At 48.0% G+C, this 18,465-nt stretch carries 20 protein-coding genes; 14 read left to right on the top strand and 6 right to left on the bottom strand.

Annotated features, from left to right (window positions below; genetic code table 11):
* Genes mtnK through PJK55_RS09805 form a run of 5 tightly spaced genes read left to right on the top strand, consistent with a single transcriptional unit; the run spans position 1 to position 5,631 of the window.
* Positions 1 to 1,152, top strand: a complete 1,152-nt coding sequence (mtnK, locus tag PJK55_RS09825; protein ID WP_271305651.1) for an S-methyl-5-thioribose kinase — start codon at positions 1 to 3, stop codon at positions 1,150 to 1,152.
* Positions 1,149 to 2,183 (top strand): S-methyl-5-thioribose-1-phosphate isomerase, encoded by a 1,035-nt coding sequence (mtnA, locus tag PJK55_RS09820; protein WP_271305650.1) that lies wholly within the window; start codon positions 1,149 to 1,151, stop codon positions 2,181 to 2,183. The genes mtnK and mtnA overlap by 4 nt, the downstream gene beginning before the upstream one ends.
* Positions 2,176 to 3,255: a sugar ABC transporter substrate-binding protein gene (locus PJK55_RS09815; RefSeq protein WP_271305649.1), complete on the top strand. Its 1,080-nt coding sequence runs from the start codon at positions 2,176 to 2,178 to the stop codon at positions 3,253 to 3,255. Before mtnA ends, PJK55_RS09815 begins: the two co-directional genes overlap by 8 nt.
* Positions 3,255 to 4,628 (top strand): sugar ABC transporter ATP-binding protein, encoded by a 1,374-nt coding sequence (locus tag PJK55_RS09810; protein ID WP_271305648.1) that lies wholly within the window; start codon positions 3,255 to 3,257, stop codon positions 4,626 to 4,628. The genes PJK55_RS09815 and PJK55_RS09810 overlap by 1 nt, the downstream gene beginning before the upstream one ends.
* Position 4,629: 1 nt before the next feature.
* The gene (locus tag PJK55_RS09805) at positions 4,630 to 5,631 is read left to right on the top strand and encodes an ABC transporter permease (RefSeq protein ID WP_271305647.1); all 1,002 of its coding nucleotides are present in this window, start codon (positions 4,630 to 4,632) and stop codon (positions 5,629 to 5,631) included.
* A 15-nt stretch (positions 5,632 to 5,646) separates the two neighbouring features.
* Here PJK55_RS09805 and PJK55_RS09800 read toward each other — a convergent pair whose 3' ends face one another.
* Positions 5,647 to 6,129, bottom strand: a complete 483-nt coding sequence (locus PJK55_RS09800) for a GNAT family N-acetyltransferase (protein ID WP_271305646.1) — start codon at positions 6,127 to 6,129, stop codon at positions 5,647 to 5,649.
* 75 nt (positions 6,130 to 6,204) lie between these two features.
* On the opposite strand from PJK55_RS09800, the gene PJK55_RS09795 reads away from it, so the two are divergent.
* The gene (locus PJK55_RS09795) at positions 6,205 to 6,585 is read left to right on the top strand and encodes a VOC family protein (protein WP_214784925.1); all 381 of its coding nucleotides are present in this window, start codon (positions 6,205 to 6,207) and stop codon (positions 6,583 to 6,585) included.
* A 28-nt stretch (positions 6,586 to 6,613) separates the two neighbouring features.
* Here PJK55_RS09795 and PJK55_RS09790 read toward each other — a convergent pair whose 3' ends face one another.
* On the bottom strand, positions 6,614 to 6,922 hold the full coding sequence (locus tag PJK55_RS09790; RefSeq protein WP_031422089.1) for a winged helix-turn-helix transcriptional regulator: 309 nt from the start codon (positions 6,920 to 6,922) through the stop codon (positions 6,614 to 6,616).
* A 118-nt stretch (positions 6,923 to 7,040) separates the two neighbouring features.
* On the opposite strand from PJK55_RS09790, the gene PJK55_RS09785 reads away from it, so the two are divergent.
* The 8 genes from PJK55_RS09785 to PJK55_RS09750 all read left to right on the top strand — a co-directional run bounded on the left by PJK55_RS09785 (position 7,041) and on the right by PJK55_RS09750 (position 13,871).
* Positions 7,041 to 7,532, top strand: coding sequence for a lactoylglutathione lyase family protein (locus PJK55_RS09785; protein WP_012727473.1), 492 nt, complete (start codon positions 7,041 to 7,043; stop codon positions 7,530 to 7,532).
* 2 nt (positions 7,533 to 7,534) lie between these two features.
* Positions 7,535 to 8,515: a zinc-binding dehydrogenase gene (locus tag PJK55_RS09780; protein WP_271305645.1), complete on the top strand. Its 981-nt coding sequence runs from the start codon at positions 7,535 to 7,537 to the stop codon at positions 8,513 to 8,515.
* Between the two features lie 55 nt (positions 8,516 to 8,570).
* Entirely contained in the window at positions 8,571 to 9,635 is a 1,065-nt protein-coding gene (locus tag PJK55_RS09775; RefSeq protein WP_271305644.1) for a threonine aldolase family protein, read from the top strand.
* Positions 9,636 to 9,909: 274 nt separating this feature from the next.
* Positions 9,910 to 11,103, top strand: a complete 1,194-nt coding sequence (locus PJK55_RS09770; protein ID WP_271305643.1) for an NAD(P)/FAD-dependent oxidoreductase — start codon at positions 9,910 to 9,912, stop codon at positions 11,101 to 11,103.
* Positions 11,104 to 11,119: 16 nt separating this feature from the next.
* A complete protein-coding gene (locus PJK55_RS09765; RefSeq protein ID WP_271305642.1) occupies positions 11,120 to 11,680 on the top strand; it encodes a hypothetical protein in 561 nt (186 codons plus the stop codon).
* Positions 11,681 to 11,834: 154 nt separating this feature from the next.
* On the top strand, positions 11,835 to 12,860 hold the full coding sequence (locus tag PJK55_RS09760; protein ID WP_271305641.1) for a PAS domain-containing sensor histidine kinase: 1,026 nt from the start codon (positions 11,835 to 11,837) through the stop codon (positions 12,858 to 12,860).
* Positions 12,847 to 13,491, top strand: a complete 645-nt coding sequence (locus PJK55_RS09755) for a response regulator (RefSeq protein ID WP_214745083.1) — start codon at positions 12,847 to 12,849, stop codon at positions 13,489 to 13,491. Before PJK55_RS09760 ends, PJK55_RS09755 begins: the two co-directional genes overlap by 14 nt.
* Before the next feature lie 8 nt (positions 13,492 to 13,499).
* On the top strand, positions 13,500 to 13,871 hold the full coding sequence (locus PJK55_RS09750; RefSeq protein ID WP_271305640.1) for a YidH family protein: 372 nt from the start codon (positions 13,500 to 13,502) through the stop codon (positions 13,869 to 13,871).
* A 45-nt stretch (positions 13,872 to 13,916) separates the two neighbouring features.
* Here PJK55_RS09750 and PJK55_RS09745 read toward each other — a convergent pair whose 3' ends face one another.
* From PJK55_RS09745 to PJK55_RS09730, 4 genes are all read right to left on the bottom strand, one after another.
* The gene (locus tag PJK55_RS09745) at positions 13,917 to 14,417 is read right to left on the bottom strand and encodes an SRPBCC family protein (RefSeq protein ID WP_271305639.1); all 501 of its coding nucleotides are present in this window, start codon (positions 14,415 to 14,417) and stop codon (positions 13,917 to 13,919) included.
* Complete coding sequence (locus PJK55_RS09740; protein WP_271305638.1) at positions 14,414 to 14,746, bottom strand: ArsR/SmtB family transcription factor; 333 nt, start codon at positions 14,744 to 14,746, stop codon at positions 14,414 to 14,416. The genes PJK55_RS09745 and PJK55_RS09740 overlap by 4 nt, the downstream gene beginning before the upstream one ends.
* 62 nt (positions 14,747 to 14,808) lie before the next feature.
* Positions 14,809 to 17,100, bottom strand: coding sequence for a bifunctional glutamate--cysteine ligase GshA/glutathione synthetase GshB (gene gshAB / locus PJK55_RS09735; protein WP_271305637.1), 2,292 nt, complete (start codon positions 17,098 to 17,100; stop codon positions 14,809 to 14,811).
* Positions 17,084 to 18,412, bottom strand: coding sequence for an MATE family efflux transporter (locus PJK55_RS09730; RefSeq protein ID WP_271305636.1), 1,329 nt, complete (start codon positions 18,410 to 18,412; stop codon positions 17,084 to 17,086). The genes gshAB and PJK55_RS09730 overlap by 17 nt, the downstream gene beginning before the upstream one ends.
* Between the last annotated feature and the right edge of the window lie 53 nt (positions 18,413 to 18,465).

The following is an 18,465-nucleotide window of genomic DNA, read 5'->3' as shown; positions in this document are numbered from 1 at the left end:
ATGGCTTATGAGGCGTTTACAGAACAAAGTGTCGTCGAACACGTTCGACAGTTGGGGTTACTAGAAGAGGGGATTGCAGAATGTGAGGAGATCGGGGATGGGAATTTGAATCTCGTCTTTCGCATTCGTCAAGGAGAAACGTCGTTGATCGTGAAACAGGCGTTGCCGTATGCAAAAGTCGTCGGAGAGAGCTGGCCGCTCACGCTTGACCGTTCGTGGATCGAACAACTGGCACTTCGTGAATTTTCAAAAGTCGTACCACGATTCGTACCAGATGTACTCGGTAGCGACCGTGAACTCGCCTATACGATTTTAGAAGATTTGTCAGCGTTTGAAATCGTCCGGACGGGTTTCCTAAAAGGAGAGAGCTATCCGAATTTAGCGCGTCACGTCGGTACATTCCTTGGGGAAACGTTGTTTGCGACGTCTGACTATGCGAACGGACCGCTCGCCAAGAAACAAATCGAAAAAGAGTATTACAATCCAGAGCTATGCGATATCACAGAAAAACTGATCTTCACTGATCCGTATCGTGATGCAGAATCGAATCAAATCGAAACGGCTCTTCGTTTAGACGTGGAGCAGCTGTGGTCAGACCTCGCCTTGAAAATTGAAGTGACGAAATTGAAGGTCGGGTTCGTGACCAAACATGAAGCGTTGCTACATGGGGATTTACATACAGGAAGCATTTTTGCGACCCGTCAGGAAACGAAAATCATCGATCCTGAGTTTGCGTTTTACGGCCCATTCGGTTTTGACATCGGTCAAATCATTGCCCATTTGGTGTTCTCGACGTATGCACATCCATTGAAGCGGTTCGAACGCTTCACAGAAGTGCTCACTGTCTGGGAGACGTTCGAAAAAACGTTCCGTACCCGCTTCACCCAGGCGGTCGAGCCGTTCAACACAGTAGGATTCGTGGACGAACTGTTGCCATCGATTTTGAGTGATGCGATTGGCTACGCGGGCTGCGAATTGATTCGTCGGACGGTCGGTCTAGCGGGCGTCGCTGACTTGGAAACATTGCCAGACGACCTTCGGATCGAACGGAAACGTCATGCCCTAGAACTTGGCACGCGTCTCATCAAACAGCGTCATCAGATTCAATCCATCGATCAGCTGATCCCGGTCCTATCGGAGGTGCGGGTATGAGTGTGCAAAGTATTCATTTCGATGCCGACACCGAGGTGTTGACGATTTTAGATCAGACGCTGTTGCCGCAAGAAGAGCGCTATATTGAAGTGTTGACGCTCGAACAGGCCGAACAGGCAATCAAGTCGCTTCAAGTTCGGGGAGCGCCGGCCATCGCTTACTTTGGGGCGTTCGTCCTTGCGAAAGAGGCATCACGTCTCCAGGACAATTTATATTTTCACCGCCAATTGGACCAGGTCGGCCAACGGTTGATTGCGACAAGACCAACAGCGGTCAACTTACAGCATATCATCGAATCACTCCTTCGACTGAATGTGGGGGAAGACTTTGAGCAGATCGCAAAAGCCATCAAAGTGCGTGCGATTGAAATCTATGAACAAGACGTGGCCACGTATCGCACGATTGGTGAACATGCGTTGACTGTGTTACCTGCTGGTGGGAACGTGTTGACGATTTGTAACGCCGGTGCCATTGCGACGTCACGATACGGTACCGCGCTTGCTCCGTTCTATGTCGGAAAAGAACGAGGCATCCCGTTTCGTGTATTCGCGTCGGAAACTCGTCCACTGCTTCAAGGGGCACGGTTGACGGTATGGGAGCTCGACCGGGCAGACATCGACGTCACATTAATCACGGACAACATGGCCGCATGGACGATTCAGACGAAACAAATCGATGCCATCATCGTCGGGGCGGACCGTATCACCCGTACAGGTCATACGGCCAACAAGATCGGGACACTCCAACTCGCGATTTTGGCGAAGCATTACGGCATTCCGTTTTATGTGGCAGCCCCGCATTCGACGTTTGATTTGGAAGCAGACGACACGATTCAAATCGAAGAACGGGACGCGCATGAAGTGACTCATATCGGGGGACATCCGACGGCACTCGTCGGCATCACCGTCTTCAATCCGGCGTTTGATGTGACCCCACCAGAACTCATCACCGGTCTGATCACGGAGACAGGTGTGCTCGAACCGACCGAGTCGGTCATTGTACAACACGTAGGAGGAAACGCATATGTCTAAAAAAATCATTTTCTTCCTGTTGACCGTCATCCTGGCTCTTGTCGGATGCACGAACGAACAGGCGCAACCGAAAACGACCGCGACAACAAATAAAACGGAGACAAAAACAGTCAGCGTATCGAATGAGACCCTTCCAAAAAACCTAGAAGTCGCCCTCGTCATGCAGATGTCGATTGGGACGTTCTCTTCCCAATATATCGAAGGGGTGACCGAGCAAGTCGAAGCGTTCGGTGGCAACGTGAAAGTGTATAACGCCGATAATGATTTATCGAAGATGGCGAGTTATGTCGATACGGCGACAACACAAGGGGTCGATGTGATCTTAATTGACCACGGGCGTGCCGATGCCTTGAAAGAGCCCGTTCAACGGGCGCTCGACAAGGGCATCAAAGTCGTCGCATTCGATAACGATTTAACGAATGAAGGGGTGACAGTCATCGACCAAGATGATTATTCCCTCGCTTGGCGTTCACTCAAAGCTCTCGCAGAAGACTTGGACGGGGAAGGGAACATCGTCACAATCTGGGTCGGCGGATTCACGCCGATGGAACGTCGTCATACGATTTATGACGCGTTCTTGAAACGATACCCGGGTATCCAAGAAGTCGCGAAATTTGGTTCGGCGACGAACAATACAGCGCTCGATACGCAAAGTCAGATGGAGGCAATTTTGAAGAAGTATCCGGAAGGCGAAATCGATGCGGTGTTTGCGATGTGGGATGAGTTCGCAAAAGGGGCGAGCCGTGCAATCAAGCAGGCAGGACGTGATGAGATTGCGGTCTACGGGATTGACTTGAGTGACGAAGACCTACAACTCATGCAAGAGGACGGGAGTCCGTGGGGTGTGACGGCCGCGACGGATCCAGCCGAAATTGGTCGCATTCAAGTCCGTTACGCTTATCAAAAAGTGGTCGGGGAAGAAACCCCTTCGATTCACTCGGTTGATCCATATTTAGTGGACCGTGACGTCTTGCCGGATGAGCCTGTCACGATGAATGACCTCGGACAGTACGTTCCGGGTTGGGGCGAGTCGAATGCGGCATGGTCGGACTGGATGAAGGAGACGGACTGATGATTCGCTTGGAACGAATCACGAAACAGTATGGTGACGTGACGGTGCTCGATCAGCTATCGTTCAGCCTAAAACCGGGAGACATTCATGGACTCCTCGGTCTGAACGGGGCGGGTAAGAGTACGCTGATCAAACTGCTGAACGGAACGGTCGAACCGACGTCCGGTGAACTGTCCATTGATGGGACGACCACACGTCTCACACCGGCGGAAGCGATTCGTCAAGGCATCATCACGGTATCGCAAGAAGTGGATGATGCGCTCTATTTGGACTTGCCTGTATACGAAAATGTTCTCCCATGGCAGACGGTGAAGCGGATTCGCCCACAACTGTTGAAACAGCGGGCAAAAGACGTGCTATCCCGGGTCGGTTTAGACATCGATCCAACGCGTCCGGCCGGTCACTATCCGCTCAGCGTAAAGCAACGTCTTCTCATCGCCCGGGCACTCGAGAGTGATGCCAAGTATTTATTACTCGATGAGCCGACCGCTGCCTTGTCGGAAACGGATGCCGCTGCCTTGCTTGAATTATTACAAACGCTGGCGGCAGAAGGGGTGGGCATCGTGTTGGTCACGCACCGGTCAGATGAACTGACGCGCGTCACGTCAACATCTACCTTTCTTCGAGACGGACGTGTCGTATATGAGGGACCGTTTCAAACCCTTTCCACGGAAGCCGTTCAAACCTTTTTGAGTGGGACGACATTTGAAGGGACACAGGAGAAGGCAATCCCTGAAGAGGGGAGTCGCTTATCCGCACAGTTGACCCTCCCTGCGTTCGGGACGCATCTCTCCGTTGAAGCGTACCGCGGGGAAGTGCTCGGGATTGGAGGATTGACGGGGAGCGGGAAGACGGAACTCGTGGAAGCCTTGTTCGGTCTTTCTGGGCTTCGTCAATCGATCACGGTTGATGGAACAATACACGTGATCAAAGAACCGACAGACGCTGTACGTTTAGGATTTGCACTCGTTCCAGAGGAGGGACGTCGTCACGGATTATTTCTAGACGAGACGATTGAGCGGAACGTGATTGCTGTCGCAGGAAAGACCGATGGTGTCTCTGACGTACTGGCATCGCTTCGCGTCCGCTATGCGAACATGAGACAACCTGTTCGTGAGCTGAGTGGTGGAAATCAGCAGAAGGTCGTCTTTAGCAAATGGCTACTTGACGACCGGGACATCTATCTGCTCGATGAACCGACAAAAGGGATTGATATCGCAGCGAAGCAGGACGTGTATGAACGCGTCGTCGCACTCGCGAAACAAGGGAAGACCGTGTTGTTCACCTCAAGTGAGCGACATGAACTTGAACGGGTCGCCAATCGGATTTTTTGGCTCGACCGTGGACAATTTGTAGAGAAAGGAGGCGCATGACATGGCACAATTAGTGGTCAAAGAACGAAAACGAATCAGCGGTCAGATCGGTCAATACGGGACGTTACTCGCAATCCTTGGGCTGATTGCAGTTTTTACCGTGACGAACGATCAATTTCTGACGTATGCAAACTTTAGTGACATCATCAAATCGGTTTCAATCGTGTCGTTACTTGCTCTTGGCGTCACATTTTCGCTCATCGTCGGCGGTTTCGACTTATCGGTCGGGTCGACGGCGAGTCTCGCGACAATCGGGGCAGCGGCAAGCCTTGTCCTTCATCGACAAGAACTTCTCGTCGCGCTGCTGATTCCGCTCGCCCTAGGGATTCTCGTCGGACTATTGAATGCGCTCGTCACAATCAAATTCCGGTTACCGGATTTGCTAGCGACACTCGCCATCATGTACGTCATTAACGGGATTCAGTTGACGTATACGAAAGGATTCTCGATTTATGACAACATGCCAATTGAAGGGGGGACGGCGCCAGGACGCTTCATTCCATCCTTTTTATTTATCGGACAAGGAACAATCGGTCCGATTCCGTTCGTTGCCTTACTCATGCTGTTGTTCTTCATTGGGGCTCACTTGTTTTTAACGTATACACGGACAGGGCGAGAGTTTTATTACGTTGGGTCAAACGCAGAAGCGGCCCGCCGCTCCGGGATTGCCGTGAATCGGATCAAGTTGTACGCTTACGTGCTCAGCGGATTGTTTGCGGCCATCGGCGGCATCATTCTTGCATCTCGGATTGGGACAGGACAGGTCTCGGCCGGAGCACCGCTTTTGATGGACGCTGTTGCGGCTGCTTATATCGGCTACGCCGTCTTTGGGACGGGTCGTCCGAACGTGATCGGGACATTGATTGGAGCTATTTTGATCGGAATTCTCTTGAATGGACTGACGATGTGGGACGTGCCGTACTATGCGCAAGATATCGTCAAAGGGACGATTTTGATTGGAGCGCTCGGTCTTTCTTATATTCAAAAGAAACAACGGACATGACAAAACCCCCGAACATCAGTTGTTCGGGGGTTCGCTTTGTTCACGCGTCATTGTGAGAAACGGATACACACCGCCGTTCGTCTCCTGCATGAACGTGTCTTGTGGGATGAAACCGAGCGACTCGTATAACCGGATGGCCCGTTTGTTGAACGTGGCGACGGCAAGATGCACTGTGCGAGTCCCATATGTCGCCTCGATCCAAGTAAGGATTGAAGTGAGGAATCGATGTCCGTTGCCGCTCCCTGTCAAATCAGGGCGCATGCCGAGACCAATGGAAATGGTTTCTGCTGACTCGAATTGCAATGTGACAAAGCCGATGAGATCGTCGTCCTCAAGAATGGCGAACGTCGCGTCTCCCCGTTCATCCGCATCTAAAAATAAGGCGAGGTCTTCTTCGTCGGCATCCATATTGTAAAACGCGTATTCGCCTTCATAGCGCCACTTGAAAGCGATTAGTTCGGCTTGCTCTTGGGTGAGTGGATGAAACGTATGGCTCATAAAAATTCCTCGTCTCTGATTGAAGTGGTCATGCTACACTCAAATCGTATCATGAAAACAAGGGGAGGGAACGTGATGGCAGTCAAATTGGACATGGTCGGGATCGTCGTGACGGATATGAAGCGGTCGCTCGACTTTTATCGGGCGCTTGGGTTTGAGATTCCAGAAGCGATGAACGGGGAAGCGCATGTAGAGATTGACGAAGGAGGCGTGCGTCTCGCGTTCGATACGGTAGAAGTGGCCGAATCAGTATACGGGGAATGGAAACAGGCAGACGGGCATCGAATCGAGCTTGCCTTCTTATGTGAAAGCCGTGAGGCGCTCGACCGATTATATGACAAGGTACTTGAACAAGGATATGCGTCACACAAAGCCCCATGGGATGCGTTTTGGGGACAACGTTACGCCATCCTGTACGATGCGGATGGGAATTTGATCAGTCTGTTCGCTTCATAAAAATAATCCCGGGCCATGTGGCTCGGGATTATTTGTTGTCGTGGCACTCTCCCCATGAACAAAGGGCATTCATGGCGGGTTGCAGTCCGAGGGCATCTTCAGTTAATGAATATTCGACGTGGAGGTGCTTCTCGGTCGAATAGTCGACACGGCGAACCATGCCGAGCTGTTCGAGTTCACGCAATTGGTCGGTCAACACTTTTCGGCTGACGTCCGGAATCGCTCGTTGAATATCAGAAAAACGAAGCGGTCCATCTTGAAGCGTGCAGTACACTTGAGGGCGCCATTTGCCGCCGATAATCTCAAGTGCACGGTTGACGGGGAACGATGTGGTCATGTTCAAGGAACCTCACTTTCGGGTAGTTACTTCAATGTGCGTACTTTTTTTCTTGCTTCAATGACAGTATCTTATCGTTATCCGCTAAATTGAGCAAACAAAAAGGAGTAGATGAAACATGACGTATCCAAGAACATTTTCACACATCGGTCTTTCTGTACCGAGCGTAACCGAGGCTGTAAAATTTTATGAGGACGTGATGGGATGGTATACCATCATGACACCATCAGACGTCGTCGAGGACGATTCGCCAATCGGAGTCATGTGTACAGACGTCTTCGGACCAGGCTGGGGTAAATTCCGTATCGCCCATATGTCAACAGGAGACGGAATCGGAATCGAGTTATTTGAGTTCCCGAATAACGAGACACCAGAAGACAATTTCGAGTTTTGGAAGACAGGAATCTTCCACTACTGTGTACAAGATCCTGACATCGAAGGGCTTGTCGAGAAGATTGTCGCCCATGGCGGCAAACAGCGGATGCCGATTCGGGAGTACTACCCGGGTGAAAAACCGTATCGCATGGTGTACTGCGAAGACCCATTCGGTAACCTCGTTGAAATTTATTCTCACTCATACGAACTCACGTATTCGGAAGGAGCTTACTAAACATGAAAGCATGGCTACTCGACCAACCCGGTCTGGAACATCTGCATATTGGAGAAATCGACCGACCGACACCAGGAACGGGAGAACTGTTGATTCGTGTCGAAGCGGTCGCCTTGAACCCGGTCGACTATAAAGTCGGTTCAAACGGAAACCCGAACTGGGCGTATCCACATATTCTCGGTGTCGATCTCGTTGGAGAAGTCGTCGAGGTTGGTTCAAGTATCGCCAACATCATTACGGGTTCACGTGTAGCCGTGCATACAGATCTTTCGAAAAATGGAGGGTTTGCCGAGTACACGGTCGTCGATGCAAGGGCCTGTGCGGTCGTTCCCCAAGGGGTGAGCGATGAGGCAGCTGCCTCGATCCTGTGTGCGGGGATGACAGCTTATGAAGCGGTCATGCAGAAGCTGAACACGCGAGATAAAGAAACGATTCTTGTGCACGCCGGTGCGGGCGGTGTCGGCGGTTTTGCGATTCAGCTCGCGAAGCGCCTCGGATTAAAGGTGTTCACGACGGCATCTCCTGAGAACGTTGAGTGGGTGGAGTCACTCGGGGCGGACGTAGTCATCGACTATAACGTCGAGGACGTGACGGCACGAATCATGGAAGAGACGGATGGTCGCGGCGTCGACTTGATTTTGAACACGGTCGGTCGTGACGTCGCGACAGCAGACCTCGATCGTCTCGCGTTCAGCGGTCATCTCGCCTATATCGCCGGTCCACCAGATATGACGAACATGAAAGGCTTCACGTTATCCCCTTCGGTTCATGAAGTGGCACTCGGGGCGGCACATGCGAGCGAGGACGAACATGCGATTCGCAACTTGGCGTATATGGCCGAAGAGATGATGAGCTTGCTCGATGCAGGTGAACTGAACGATCTTGTCACAGAAGTGTTATCGTTCGACCAGTTGAAAGAAGGTCTCGAAAAACTACAAACGCGGAAAGTGCGCGGTAAACTCATCGTCCGCATTCGCGACTGAGTAGAGGACTCCCTGTTATACTGACAGGGAGTTTATTTGTCGAGGAGGGGAATATATGGAGCGATTAGCAGACACGTATCGACAGACAGATGTTCAGTTGAGCGGTCACGGCAAACGGGAAATTGGAGTGTTGAAACGGGCGTTTGAGCATGTGCGTGACGATGAGCCGAGTGACCAGTATGGACAGGGGAAAACGATTCGACAGTTTGAAGAGAAGATGGCACAAGTTCTTGGGAAAGAGTCGGCGGTATTCTTTCCGAGTGGCACGATGGCGCAACAAATCGCGTTACGCATTTGGTGTGATGAAACAGGGAAGAACACGGTCGCGTATCATCCGCTCTGCCACCTTGAAATCCATGAGCAGGATGGCTTGAAGGAGTTACATCACATCGAACCGATTTTAGTTGGGGACGAAAATCGGGTGATGACACTCGAAGAGATTCAAGGGTTGCCAGACATCGCATGTCTATTGCTCGAACTTCCACAACGGGAAATCGGCGGGGAATTGCCGACCTTCGAGGAACTTGTGGCGATTCATGAACACTGTCGTGAGAAAGGGATCTATCTGCATCTGGACGGGGCACGATTGTTCGAATCGCTCCCGTATTACGAGAAAGAAGCATCTGAAATCTGTGCACTTTTTGATAGCGTGTACGTCTCGTTTTATAAAGGAATCGGTGGGATTGCCGGTGCCATCCTTGCTGGACCGAAATCATTTTGTGACACGTCGAAGGTGTGGAAGCGACGCTACGGCGGTGATTTGATTAGCCTTTACCCGTATATTCTTTCTTCCGATTATTATTACGAGATGCGGAAAGACAAGATGACAGGATATCGCGATGCTGCCGTACAATTGGCAGCGCGATTCAACGAACTCGACGACGTATGGACAACGCCACTCGTCCCGGTCACGAATATGTTCCATCTTCACTTTCGTGGAAAAAAGGAGGAAGTAGGCGAGCGGATTGCACGCATCCAAGAAGAGACCGGGATTGGCATCACCGGTTATCTCGTTGAAAAAGACGGGTACTGTTCCACAGAAATCAGTATTGGTGATGTCTATCCTGAGATTACTTCCAATCAACTTGATGATTTATTTAGACAATTACATGCTGAATGAGCGTAAAGCTTTGAAGAGCGTTGTTCTTCAAAGCTTTTTTATATTGAGATAAATCGCGCTTTCCAAAGTGATTAAAGTCACTTCGAAAAGAGGAGAGCGTAAACAGATTTTTCAATGAACCAGTGTGTTATACAACATATATCAATAGTTTGGACGGAAATTGAGGGACTTCCCCTATATAAAATGAACACGCTTTCAAATATGCTTGATTTGTAGAGTAGTTCACTTATTTGTCAAAAAATAACGTGGAATGAAACGGAAGGGGTTGTATAGGATGCGTACGCATTATCGTATTGTGATTGTTGGTGCTGGAACTGGGGGAATCAGTGTCGCGGCAAGATTACTTCGAGAGAAACATCATTTGAAAGATGAGATTTTACTGATTGATCCTGCCACTGTACATTATTATCAACCGTTATGGACGCTAGTCGGAGCAGGTATTGTGAAGAAAGAAGAGTCGGCCCGTCCGATGGATTCTCTCATTCCTGATGGGGCGAAGTGGTTACAAGATCATGTAACGACATTTGATCCTGAAAACAATCAAGTCGAAACGTCAAGTCACGGAAAGATTCAATATGATTTTCTCATCGTGTCACCAGGGATTGAAATTGACTGGGGACGCATCAAAGGGTTAAAAGAATCGCTTGGCTCAAAAGGGGTCTGCAGTAACTATTCATATGAACACGTTGACTACACATGGAATACCCTTGAAAAGTTCACAGGTGGAACGGCATTGTTCACACACCCAGCCACTCCAGTGAAATGTGGGGGCGCCCCTCAAAAAATCATGTATCTAGCTGAAGAGTATTTAGCGAAGAAGGGGATTCGAGATTCGAGTCGAGTGGTCTTCGGTTCGGCCAATCCTGCCATTTTTGATGTTGCGAAGTATCGGGACGCGCTGGAGAAAGTACTCGAACGAAAACAGATTGAAACGCATTTCCGGGTGAATTTAACGGAAATAAAAGCAGATGAAAAAATTGCGATATTTGAAAACTTAGATTCAGGTGAATCGTTCGAGATGAGTTATGACATGATTCATGTCACCCCACCGATGCAAGCTCCAGCTTTTGTTCGAAATAGTTCATTGGCAGACTCCGGTGGTTGGGTTGATGTCGACAAACATACACTACAACATAAGCGATTTAAAAATGTGTTCGGGTTAGGTGACTGTACGAACCTACCGACATCGAAGACAGGTGCAGCGATTCGGAAACAGGCACCTGTCGTTGTCCAAAATGTACTAGATGCAATGTCTGGTCATTTACCGACAGCTTCATATGATGGCTACTCTTCTTGTCCGATTGTCACAGGTTACGGTTCGTTGATTCTAGCAGAGTTTGATTATGATAAAATCCCTCAAGAATCGATGCCGTTCAATCAAGCAAAAGAAAGACGAAGCATGTACATTTTGAAAAAAGACTTTTTACCGATTATGTACTGGAACGGCATGTTGAAAGGGACGATGTGAGAAAGGAGGGATCGTGATGGAACGTTCTGCACTTGAGGAACAAACGGTCGAGACTGTACTGACAAGACCTGACGTTGAACAAGCATTGATTTCGCTCATTGATCGTTTGCCCAAAATTGAACAGTCTCTCCGCCGTTTAGAGGATGCTGTTGATTTTGGTATGGCGACGATGAAAGATGAAACGGTAAAAGAGAAAGTTGACGCAGCCATCGAAAATTCCAATATCCAGATCGAAACGCTGGAAGCGGCTATAAAACTGACCGAAAAGTTGCCGATGTTACTCCAGGTGACAAATCAACTTGAGTCCATGTTCACGTTTGTCCAAGATGTATATCATGATGAACAAACGAAAGAATTGATTGGGCAACGGATCGATGAGTATGCCGTGCCAGCGAAAGAGAAGGTTGAATGGACACGAGAGATGTGGACGGAAGTGCAACAACGTGTCGAACAGGATGACCGCCACATCACCCTATTTTCACTCATGCGTTGGATTAAAGAACCATCAGTTCAATACGGCCTTAAATACGTTCAAGCGACTGTTGATGTACTAAACGAACGGACAATCAAGCGTTAAACATGAATAAATCATGATGAATAGAGTGTTCAATAAATTAGACGTGCCTCGAGGCGCGTCTTTTTTCATGGGGGAATGAAGTGCATCATTTGGGTTTGTTTACCCATAGGGGTATTATGGATATAAGAACTGAAAGAGTGCGGAGGGGATAACGTTGACACTACGTGACTTTGAACATCAAATATTAGACGTACTCAAAGACGGTGTGATTGTGATGGACCATGACCGAACGATCATCTCGATGAATCAATCGGCCGAACAATTGACGGGATGGCAAATCGGAGAACCGGTTCCTTATTGTTCTTTTTGTCAGAAACGAAACGTGAACATTAGCGAAGAACGTTGCTATTTGATTGAACATGAACGTTCCCCATATTTCACTTCGGAGATGCCGACATACTCTGGGAAAATGGTTGACGTTGAGATGAACACGGCTCGCATCTTAAATGATCCGACGACCGGTGCGACATACTATCTGCTTGTCTTACGAGATTTTACAGAACGAAAGCGCAGGGAAGCGCATATCTTAAGAGAACAAATGGTTCGGGAATTGATTCGGGCGAGAGAAGAGGAACATGAACGATTGGCTCAAGAGTTACATGATGGGGTCGGACAATCGCTGTTTAGTATCACGCTTGCCTTGAATTCCTTGCAATCAGACGTAGTTGACCCCGATAAAAAAGAATATTTGAGTTCTGTCATTTCTGAAGTGAGTCTCCTGATGGATCACGTCAGAAATTATTCAAAACAGTTGAGACCAGTCGAACTTGATCAATTTGGACTGGAATCGGCACTACAGGTGCTACTTGATAGTTTTGCCACTCGTTATCCGAACGTGGCATTTCATACGGATTTTCGACTAAAGACACGATGTGATTCCCTTGTTGAAATTAATTTATATCGAATTGTCCAAGAGGCACTTGTGAACGCAATGAAGTATGCGAATCCGACAAATGTTGATTGTCGAGTATTTGAACAGGAGGAACAAATTGAATTGTTGTTTCGAGATGATGGAGTTGGCTTTGATTCTCTCGTGGTCTCGAAAGGGTTAGGGCTACGTCACATGGAAGAAAGGGCAAAAACAATAGAAGGTTTGTTTCAGATCGTTTCGGTGATAGGGCACGGGACTGAAATTTCAGTGTCAGTTCCGAGAGAGCGAGGTCATGATGAAACCGATTAATGTATTGATTGTTGATGATCATGAGTTAGTGCGACGTGGATTAAAACTGATGTTTCGTACAAATGAGCGCATTCGTGTAGTTGGGGAAGCGGCAGAGGGGGCAGCGGCAATACAAGAAGCGATTCGGACGCGTCCCGATGTCATTTTACTTGATATCACGATGCCGAATGGATTGGATGGGTTTGTGACGGTTCAAGCACTCGCTGAGGAAGTACCTTCCGCAAAAATCATCTTACTGACGATGCATGATGAAGAGATTTATATCAAACGTGCTCTTGAGCTGGATGTACCTGGTTTTATGTCTAAAAATAGCGATCCATCTCAACTAGCAGAAGGGATTGAGTATGTATTTGACGGGAAACGATATTATTCGACGTCATTGACCGAGGATTATATTGACAAGCTCGTGCTTCAAAAGAATGGTCATCCGTTATTAACACGCCGGGAACTAGAAATCGTGCGGTTGTCGACTTTAGGATATAGCCATAATGAAATCGGGGAAAAATTAGGAATCAGTCCCAAAACAGTAGAGAATCATAAAGCTCGGATTATGAACAAACTGCAGATGAAGCACCGACACGAATTGGTGCAATACGCCTTGAAAAATCATTTGATTGAAATGGAAGGATGACGGAAGGTATGAAGTTAGAAGTAGAAAAAACAATCGATTCACAATATATCCAGCAGCATCTAGCGAACGAGCGAACATTTCTCGCGTGGATTCGTACTGCGATTACCGTGATTGGGATCGGTTTCTTAGTGACGAACTTTCATTATTATCGAAGTGAGAATTTGAGTGGTGCAGAACATCAATTGATCTCAGCGATCGGAATGCTATCCATTTTGTTTGGCATCAGTACAATTCTTGTAGGAACCCGTTCCTATTTGAAAAAAGTGCATACGATTAACACGCAACAATTCAAATCTGCAAAGATGAGTCTCATTGCTTTGGCAATTGGGATGGTCTTCATCTTTTCACTCATCCTCTTCGTGAGCTATTTTTTATTGTGAACACAATCAGGCACCGTCTCTCTTACGAGGACGGTGCCTTTTACGTTACTGCGTCACAATCGCTTCAAGACGATCGAGTTGAGAGGTGAATCCTTCGACAGCCCCCATCTCGACGACTTGTTGGAGAGCTTCTTCATTCGGGAATTCGGAGCGACTAATGAATAACGTGCCTTCCGTTGTATCGAGAAACTCATTCGTGATGGTCATAACAGGTAAGTCCGGATTGACGTGTCCGTCCGCATCTGAGAACGCATCCGTATAGACGATTCGGGAATAAGGATCAATCTCGATAAAGGTCGATTTTCCGCATGACTCCATACCGTAAAAGTCACCTTGATCTTTGTCGACACAAGTCATGCAATAATGCCAAATCCCATCTGGTTTGAAGTCGAAGCTGTATACTTTCGTCTCCCATCCAGTAGGTCCCCACCATTTTTCTAAATGTGCGGGTGTCGAGAATGCTTCAAATACAAGTTGACGTGGTGCCTTGAACAGACGTTCCATGATCAATGTCGTGCCCTCTACATGTGATTTGACCGTACTCATGATCCATTCTCCTCTCGCTGTGACTCCGCTAAAAACGTCTCCAATCGATCGAGTCGCTCTGTTTCCTGAGCCATATAGGTCCGCCAAGCATCCATCGGTTCGAGTGCTTGAGACTTGAGTGCGTAGCGTCTTCGATTGGCATCAATGGTTACCGTGACGAGACCTGCATCATATAAGACTCGCAAGTGTTTCGATGTCTGCGGTTGACTGATTCCAAGCTGATTTGCCATCATTCCGACCGTCCACTCTTGTTTCCGTAACAATTCGATCATCCGCAACCGGTTCGGGTCGGCTAACGCTTGAAACAAAGAAGCCAATCTCTCTTCCATTTTTCGTCACCGTCCTCTTGTTCTGAATATTCCCGATTTAGAATATTCCAAAACAGGAATACTCAATGTTTAAACAATAAATCAAGTAGCATCTCACCAATCGGTCGTTCTTTGCCTTCATAAGGAAAAGCATGGATATGAATCGCAGGATTAAAATTCAGTTCGATGATGCCGTATTCGATTTGCGCATCATCGAGAGAGGGAATCATCATATCGACACCACAAATCGTTGCCCCGACTGACTTAGCGGCATCGACAGCAATACGCTTATAGATGTCAGAAACTTGATCCGTGTAGTCGATACTGTCGCCACCGGTACTGATATTAGAGTTTTCACGCAAGAAGACACGCTCATCGAGAGCGGGAATACTATCGGGTGTCTTGCCTTGAGCACGTAAAAATGAAATGACGACCTCGTCGATGTCGATTTTCTCGAGCGGTGTCTTGTATCCTTTTCCGCGCAACGGGTCTTCATTTTTTGTCGCAACGAGTTGACGAATGGAAGAGGTGCCATCCCCAGTGACGTTCGCCGGAACACGATGGAGGATGCCCGCGACTTCCTCCCCGATGACGAGGAAACGATACTCTTTTCCAGGTAAGAATGTCTCTAGTAAAACGACATCGTCAAACGTTTTTGCATACTGAAATGCAGAGAGTGCTTCCTCATACGTCGCTCCGTCTTTAAAAATGTGAATACCGACTCCGAAGTTTGTGGACTTTGGTTTTAAGACGATGGGTTGTTTTGAAAATGAATCCCATGCCTGACATAAATCTGATTCCTCTTGAAGTTCTACTCCTTCAGGGACACGAATGCCATGCTCTGCGAGTACAAACTTTGTCACCGTTTTATTCTCCATCATTAAGACGGAAACATAATTGTCTTTTGATGTTTTCGTTGCCTGTTTGACGTATTCTTCGTGTTTGCCCTTTCGAATCCGAATGAACTGGTCGGAACGATCGATGACATTGACACGATAGCCACGTTTAATTGCAGATTTCATTAAGATTTGAGTAGACAGTTCCAGGTCGGCATAACCGTGGATGCGAAAACGATTTGCATAGGCGTCCTCATAAAAATGTTCTGCTTGGGCGAGGGACCATGCGTGATAGCCCGTCTCGGTCATAATCGTCTTTAATCGGGAAGCGTACGTCCGGTCCACGTAATCAATTCTTTCGCGTAGAGCGGGAAAGACATTTTCGAAGCCGAGGTCATAGTGTGTGTTGAACGCATCGATGGCGTCGAGAAGTTCTGTCGCATACGTGTGTAAAGGCATGGCGTAACCATCTCGAGTCAATATACTTGTAGGAGACATGCCTTCTTTGGCGACACGTTGTTGATTATTGTACGCTTCAGCTTGCCAATCGAAATAAGGTGTCTCCTCAGTGAAGGTCAAGTACAGCAAAAACAGATGAAGGAACCGTAAATCTGAACGCGCAATTCCTGTCTTTTCAAACGGATTCAAATCAATATTGCGAATTTCGATATAATCGATGCCGTGTGCTTCGAGTTGATTTAAATCGTTACCACCTTTCGATGTTTTCAATCGGATGGGTGAGTAGAGTTCGTTCGGATTGGCAATCTCGCCTTTGGCAATGAACCATCTTACATCATCTATATAACTAGAGAGTGTCGCATAATTTGGATATAGCGGTTCAACATTCGTATACCCACAGTCACTATTCCGATATGACAATGCTTGTTTATTTGAAAAAGTATCTTCGTGGAGCGCTTGCATCTGACTGACACATTGTTCTTCATAACTCACATGAACGGCTGGTGTAGCACCGAACAAATAGACGATGAGCCAACGCATCCGTAAATATTGACGAATCAACTTTAAGTAAAGCTGATCTTTGAAGTGTCGATATTGTTCAGGAGACCCTTCGTACAGTGCGGATAACATCTCATCGGAAAACGAAAAATTGAAATGAATTCCGGAAATGAGTTGTTTTTTCGCCCCATATTTGTGGAGCAAATGCTCCCGGTAACGGCTAGCTTCGATTCCAGTCACACCAAAATCAGCGATTGGAATCGTACCGCCTTTCGGCAATGCGCATGGCATCGATTGTGGCCACAGGCGTTCGTCGCCTATGTTTAGCGCCGTGATGTCGTATAGCGTTTCTAAAAAGTGATGTGCTTCCTCGATTGTCGGAAATGTCGGGGTGATGAGCTCGATTTGACTTTCCGAGAAGTCGGTCGTGATATATGGATGTGTCGCTTTATGACCGAGTGCTTTTGGATGCTTCGAAACAGCTAGCGTGCCGTCTGACGTGACCCGTAACATTTCTCGCTCGATGGCAAATCTTCCACTCGTGATGAGCTGGTGGGGTAGTTGATTAAACTGCTTCTGCAAGGGAAGTCACTTCCTTTTTCGTTAATCGGACAAAGAGGGCGGAGACAAGTCCTTTCGTGATACTTGAGATGGCGATACTCCACCAGATGGCATCGATTCCGAGATAAGGCTCAAGAACAAATGCGAGCGGGATACGGGCCACTGTGAAAATAATCGAGATGGTCGCAGGGATTTTCGGTAATCCGAGTCCTGAGAAGTATCCGTTTCCGATCATTTCAATCGATGAGAAGACGAGCGAAATACCGATAATTCGTAAGTAACTTGCCCCAATCTCGATGGTTCGAACGTCATCGACGAATAGACCAATGAGCAAATCCGGGATGATTAAAAATAACAACATGATGAATCCCGTATAGATCATCCCAAGTCGGGTCGTTACCCGGTAACCTTCATAAACACGATCTACTTTTCGTGCCCCGAGATTTTGTCCCGTATAGCTAGCCATTGCTCCGTTCAAGCCACCAATCATCATGTAGGCAATCGATTCGATTTGAAGCCCGATGCGCTGTGCCGCAATCGCTTCCGTCCCGTATGAGCCAATCATGCGGGCAAGAAAAATACTGATTACCGTGAACAAAATCCGTTGGGTTGCCATCGGAAAACCAAGACGGAACACCTCTACATAATCAGCTCGAGTCGGCTGAACGACTTCATCCCAACTGAACAATGTACGAGCGCGGTGCCAAAACAATCCGAACATGATGACGTTGGCGACAAGTGTCGCAAGAGCAGCCCCAATCACACCGAGTTGGAATGGATAAATGAAGATCGGGGAGAGAATCATGTTGAGGATGACGCCTGTCGCATTGATTCGCATCGCTGTTGTCGTATTGCCATATGCACTGAATAGACGAGCAAACAGCAAATTAAAGAAAGAGAAGATGAGCATCGGCGCGCTGACGAATAAATATTCGTACGCAAGCTGTTCCACAGCGGGGGCCCCCATATTCAAAAAGCCGATGAAGGTATGACCGAACAAAATCAGCAATGAGACGTACGAAAGACCGAGTGTTAGATTCAGACGTCTGCCGGCCCGGACATAGCGCTGAACCAGATCGAGGTCACGTTTCCCGACAGCTTGTGATACTTTGATGCCGGCGCCAACGACAATCAACGATTGAATCGCCTGGCCGAGCATGATATAAAAACTGGCCGCACCGATACTTGCCACAGCATCGCTCCCTAGCGCACCGACCCAAAACATGTCGACGAGACTATACGTAAACTGTAATAACGAGCTACCGACGAGCGGAAGGGCGAGAGCCAGAATGACACGTTGCACGTTTCCAATCGTCAAATCGACAGTTTTCACAAAGCAAGACTCCTTACATTCTTTATATAACCGTTTAGTTATATATAAGCACG

The organism is Exiguobacterium sp. MMG028, from assembly GCF_027947425.1.
Lineage (GTDB): Bacteria > Bacillota > Bacilli > Exiguobacteriales > Exiguobacteriaceae > Exiguobacterium > Exiguobacterium aestuarii_A.
This window is presented reverse-complemented; position numbering and strand designations above follow the sequence as displayed.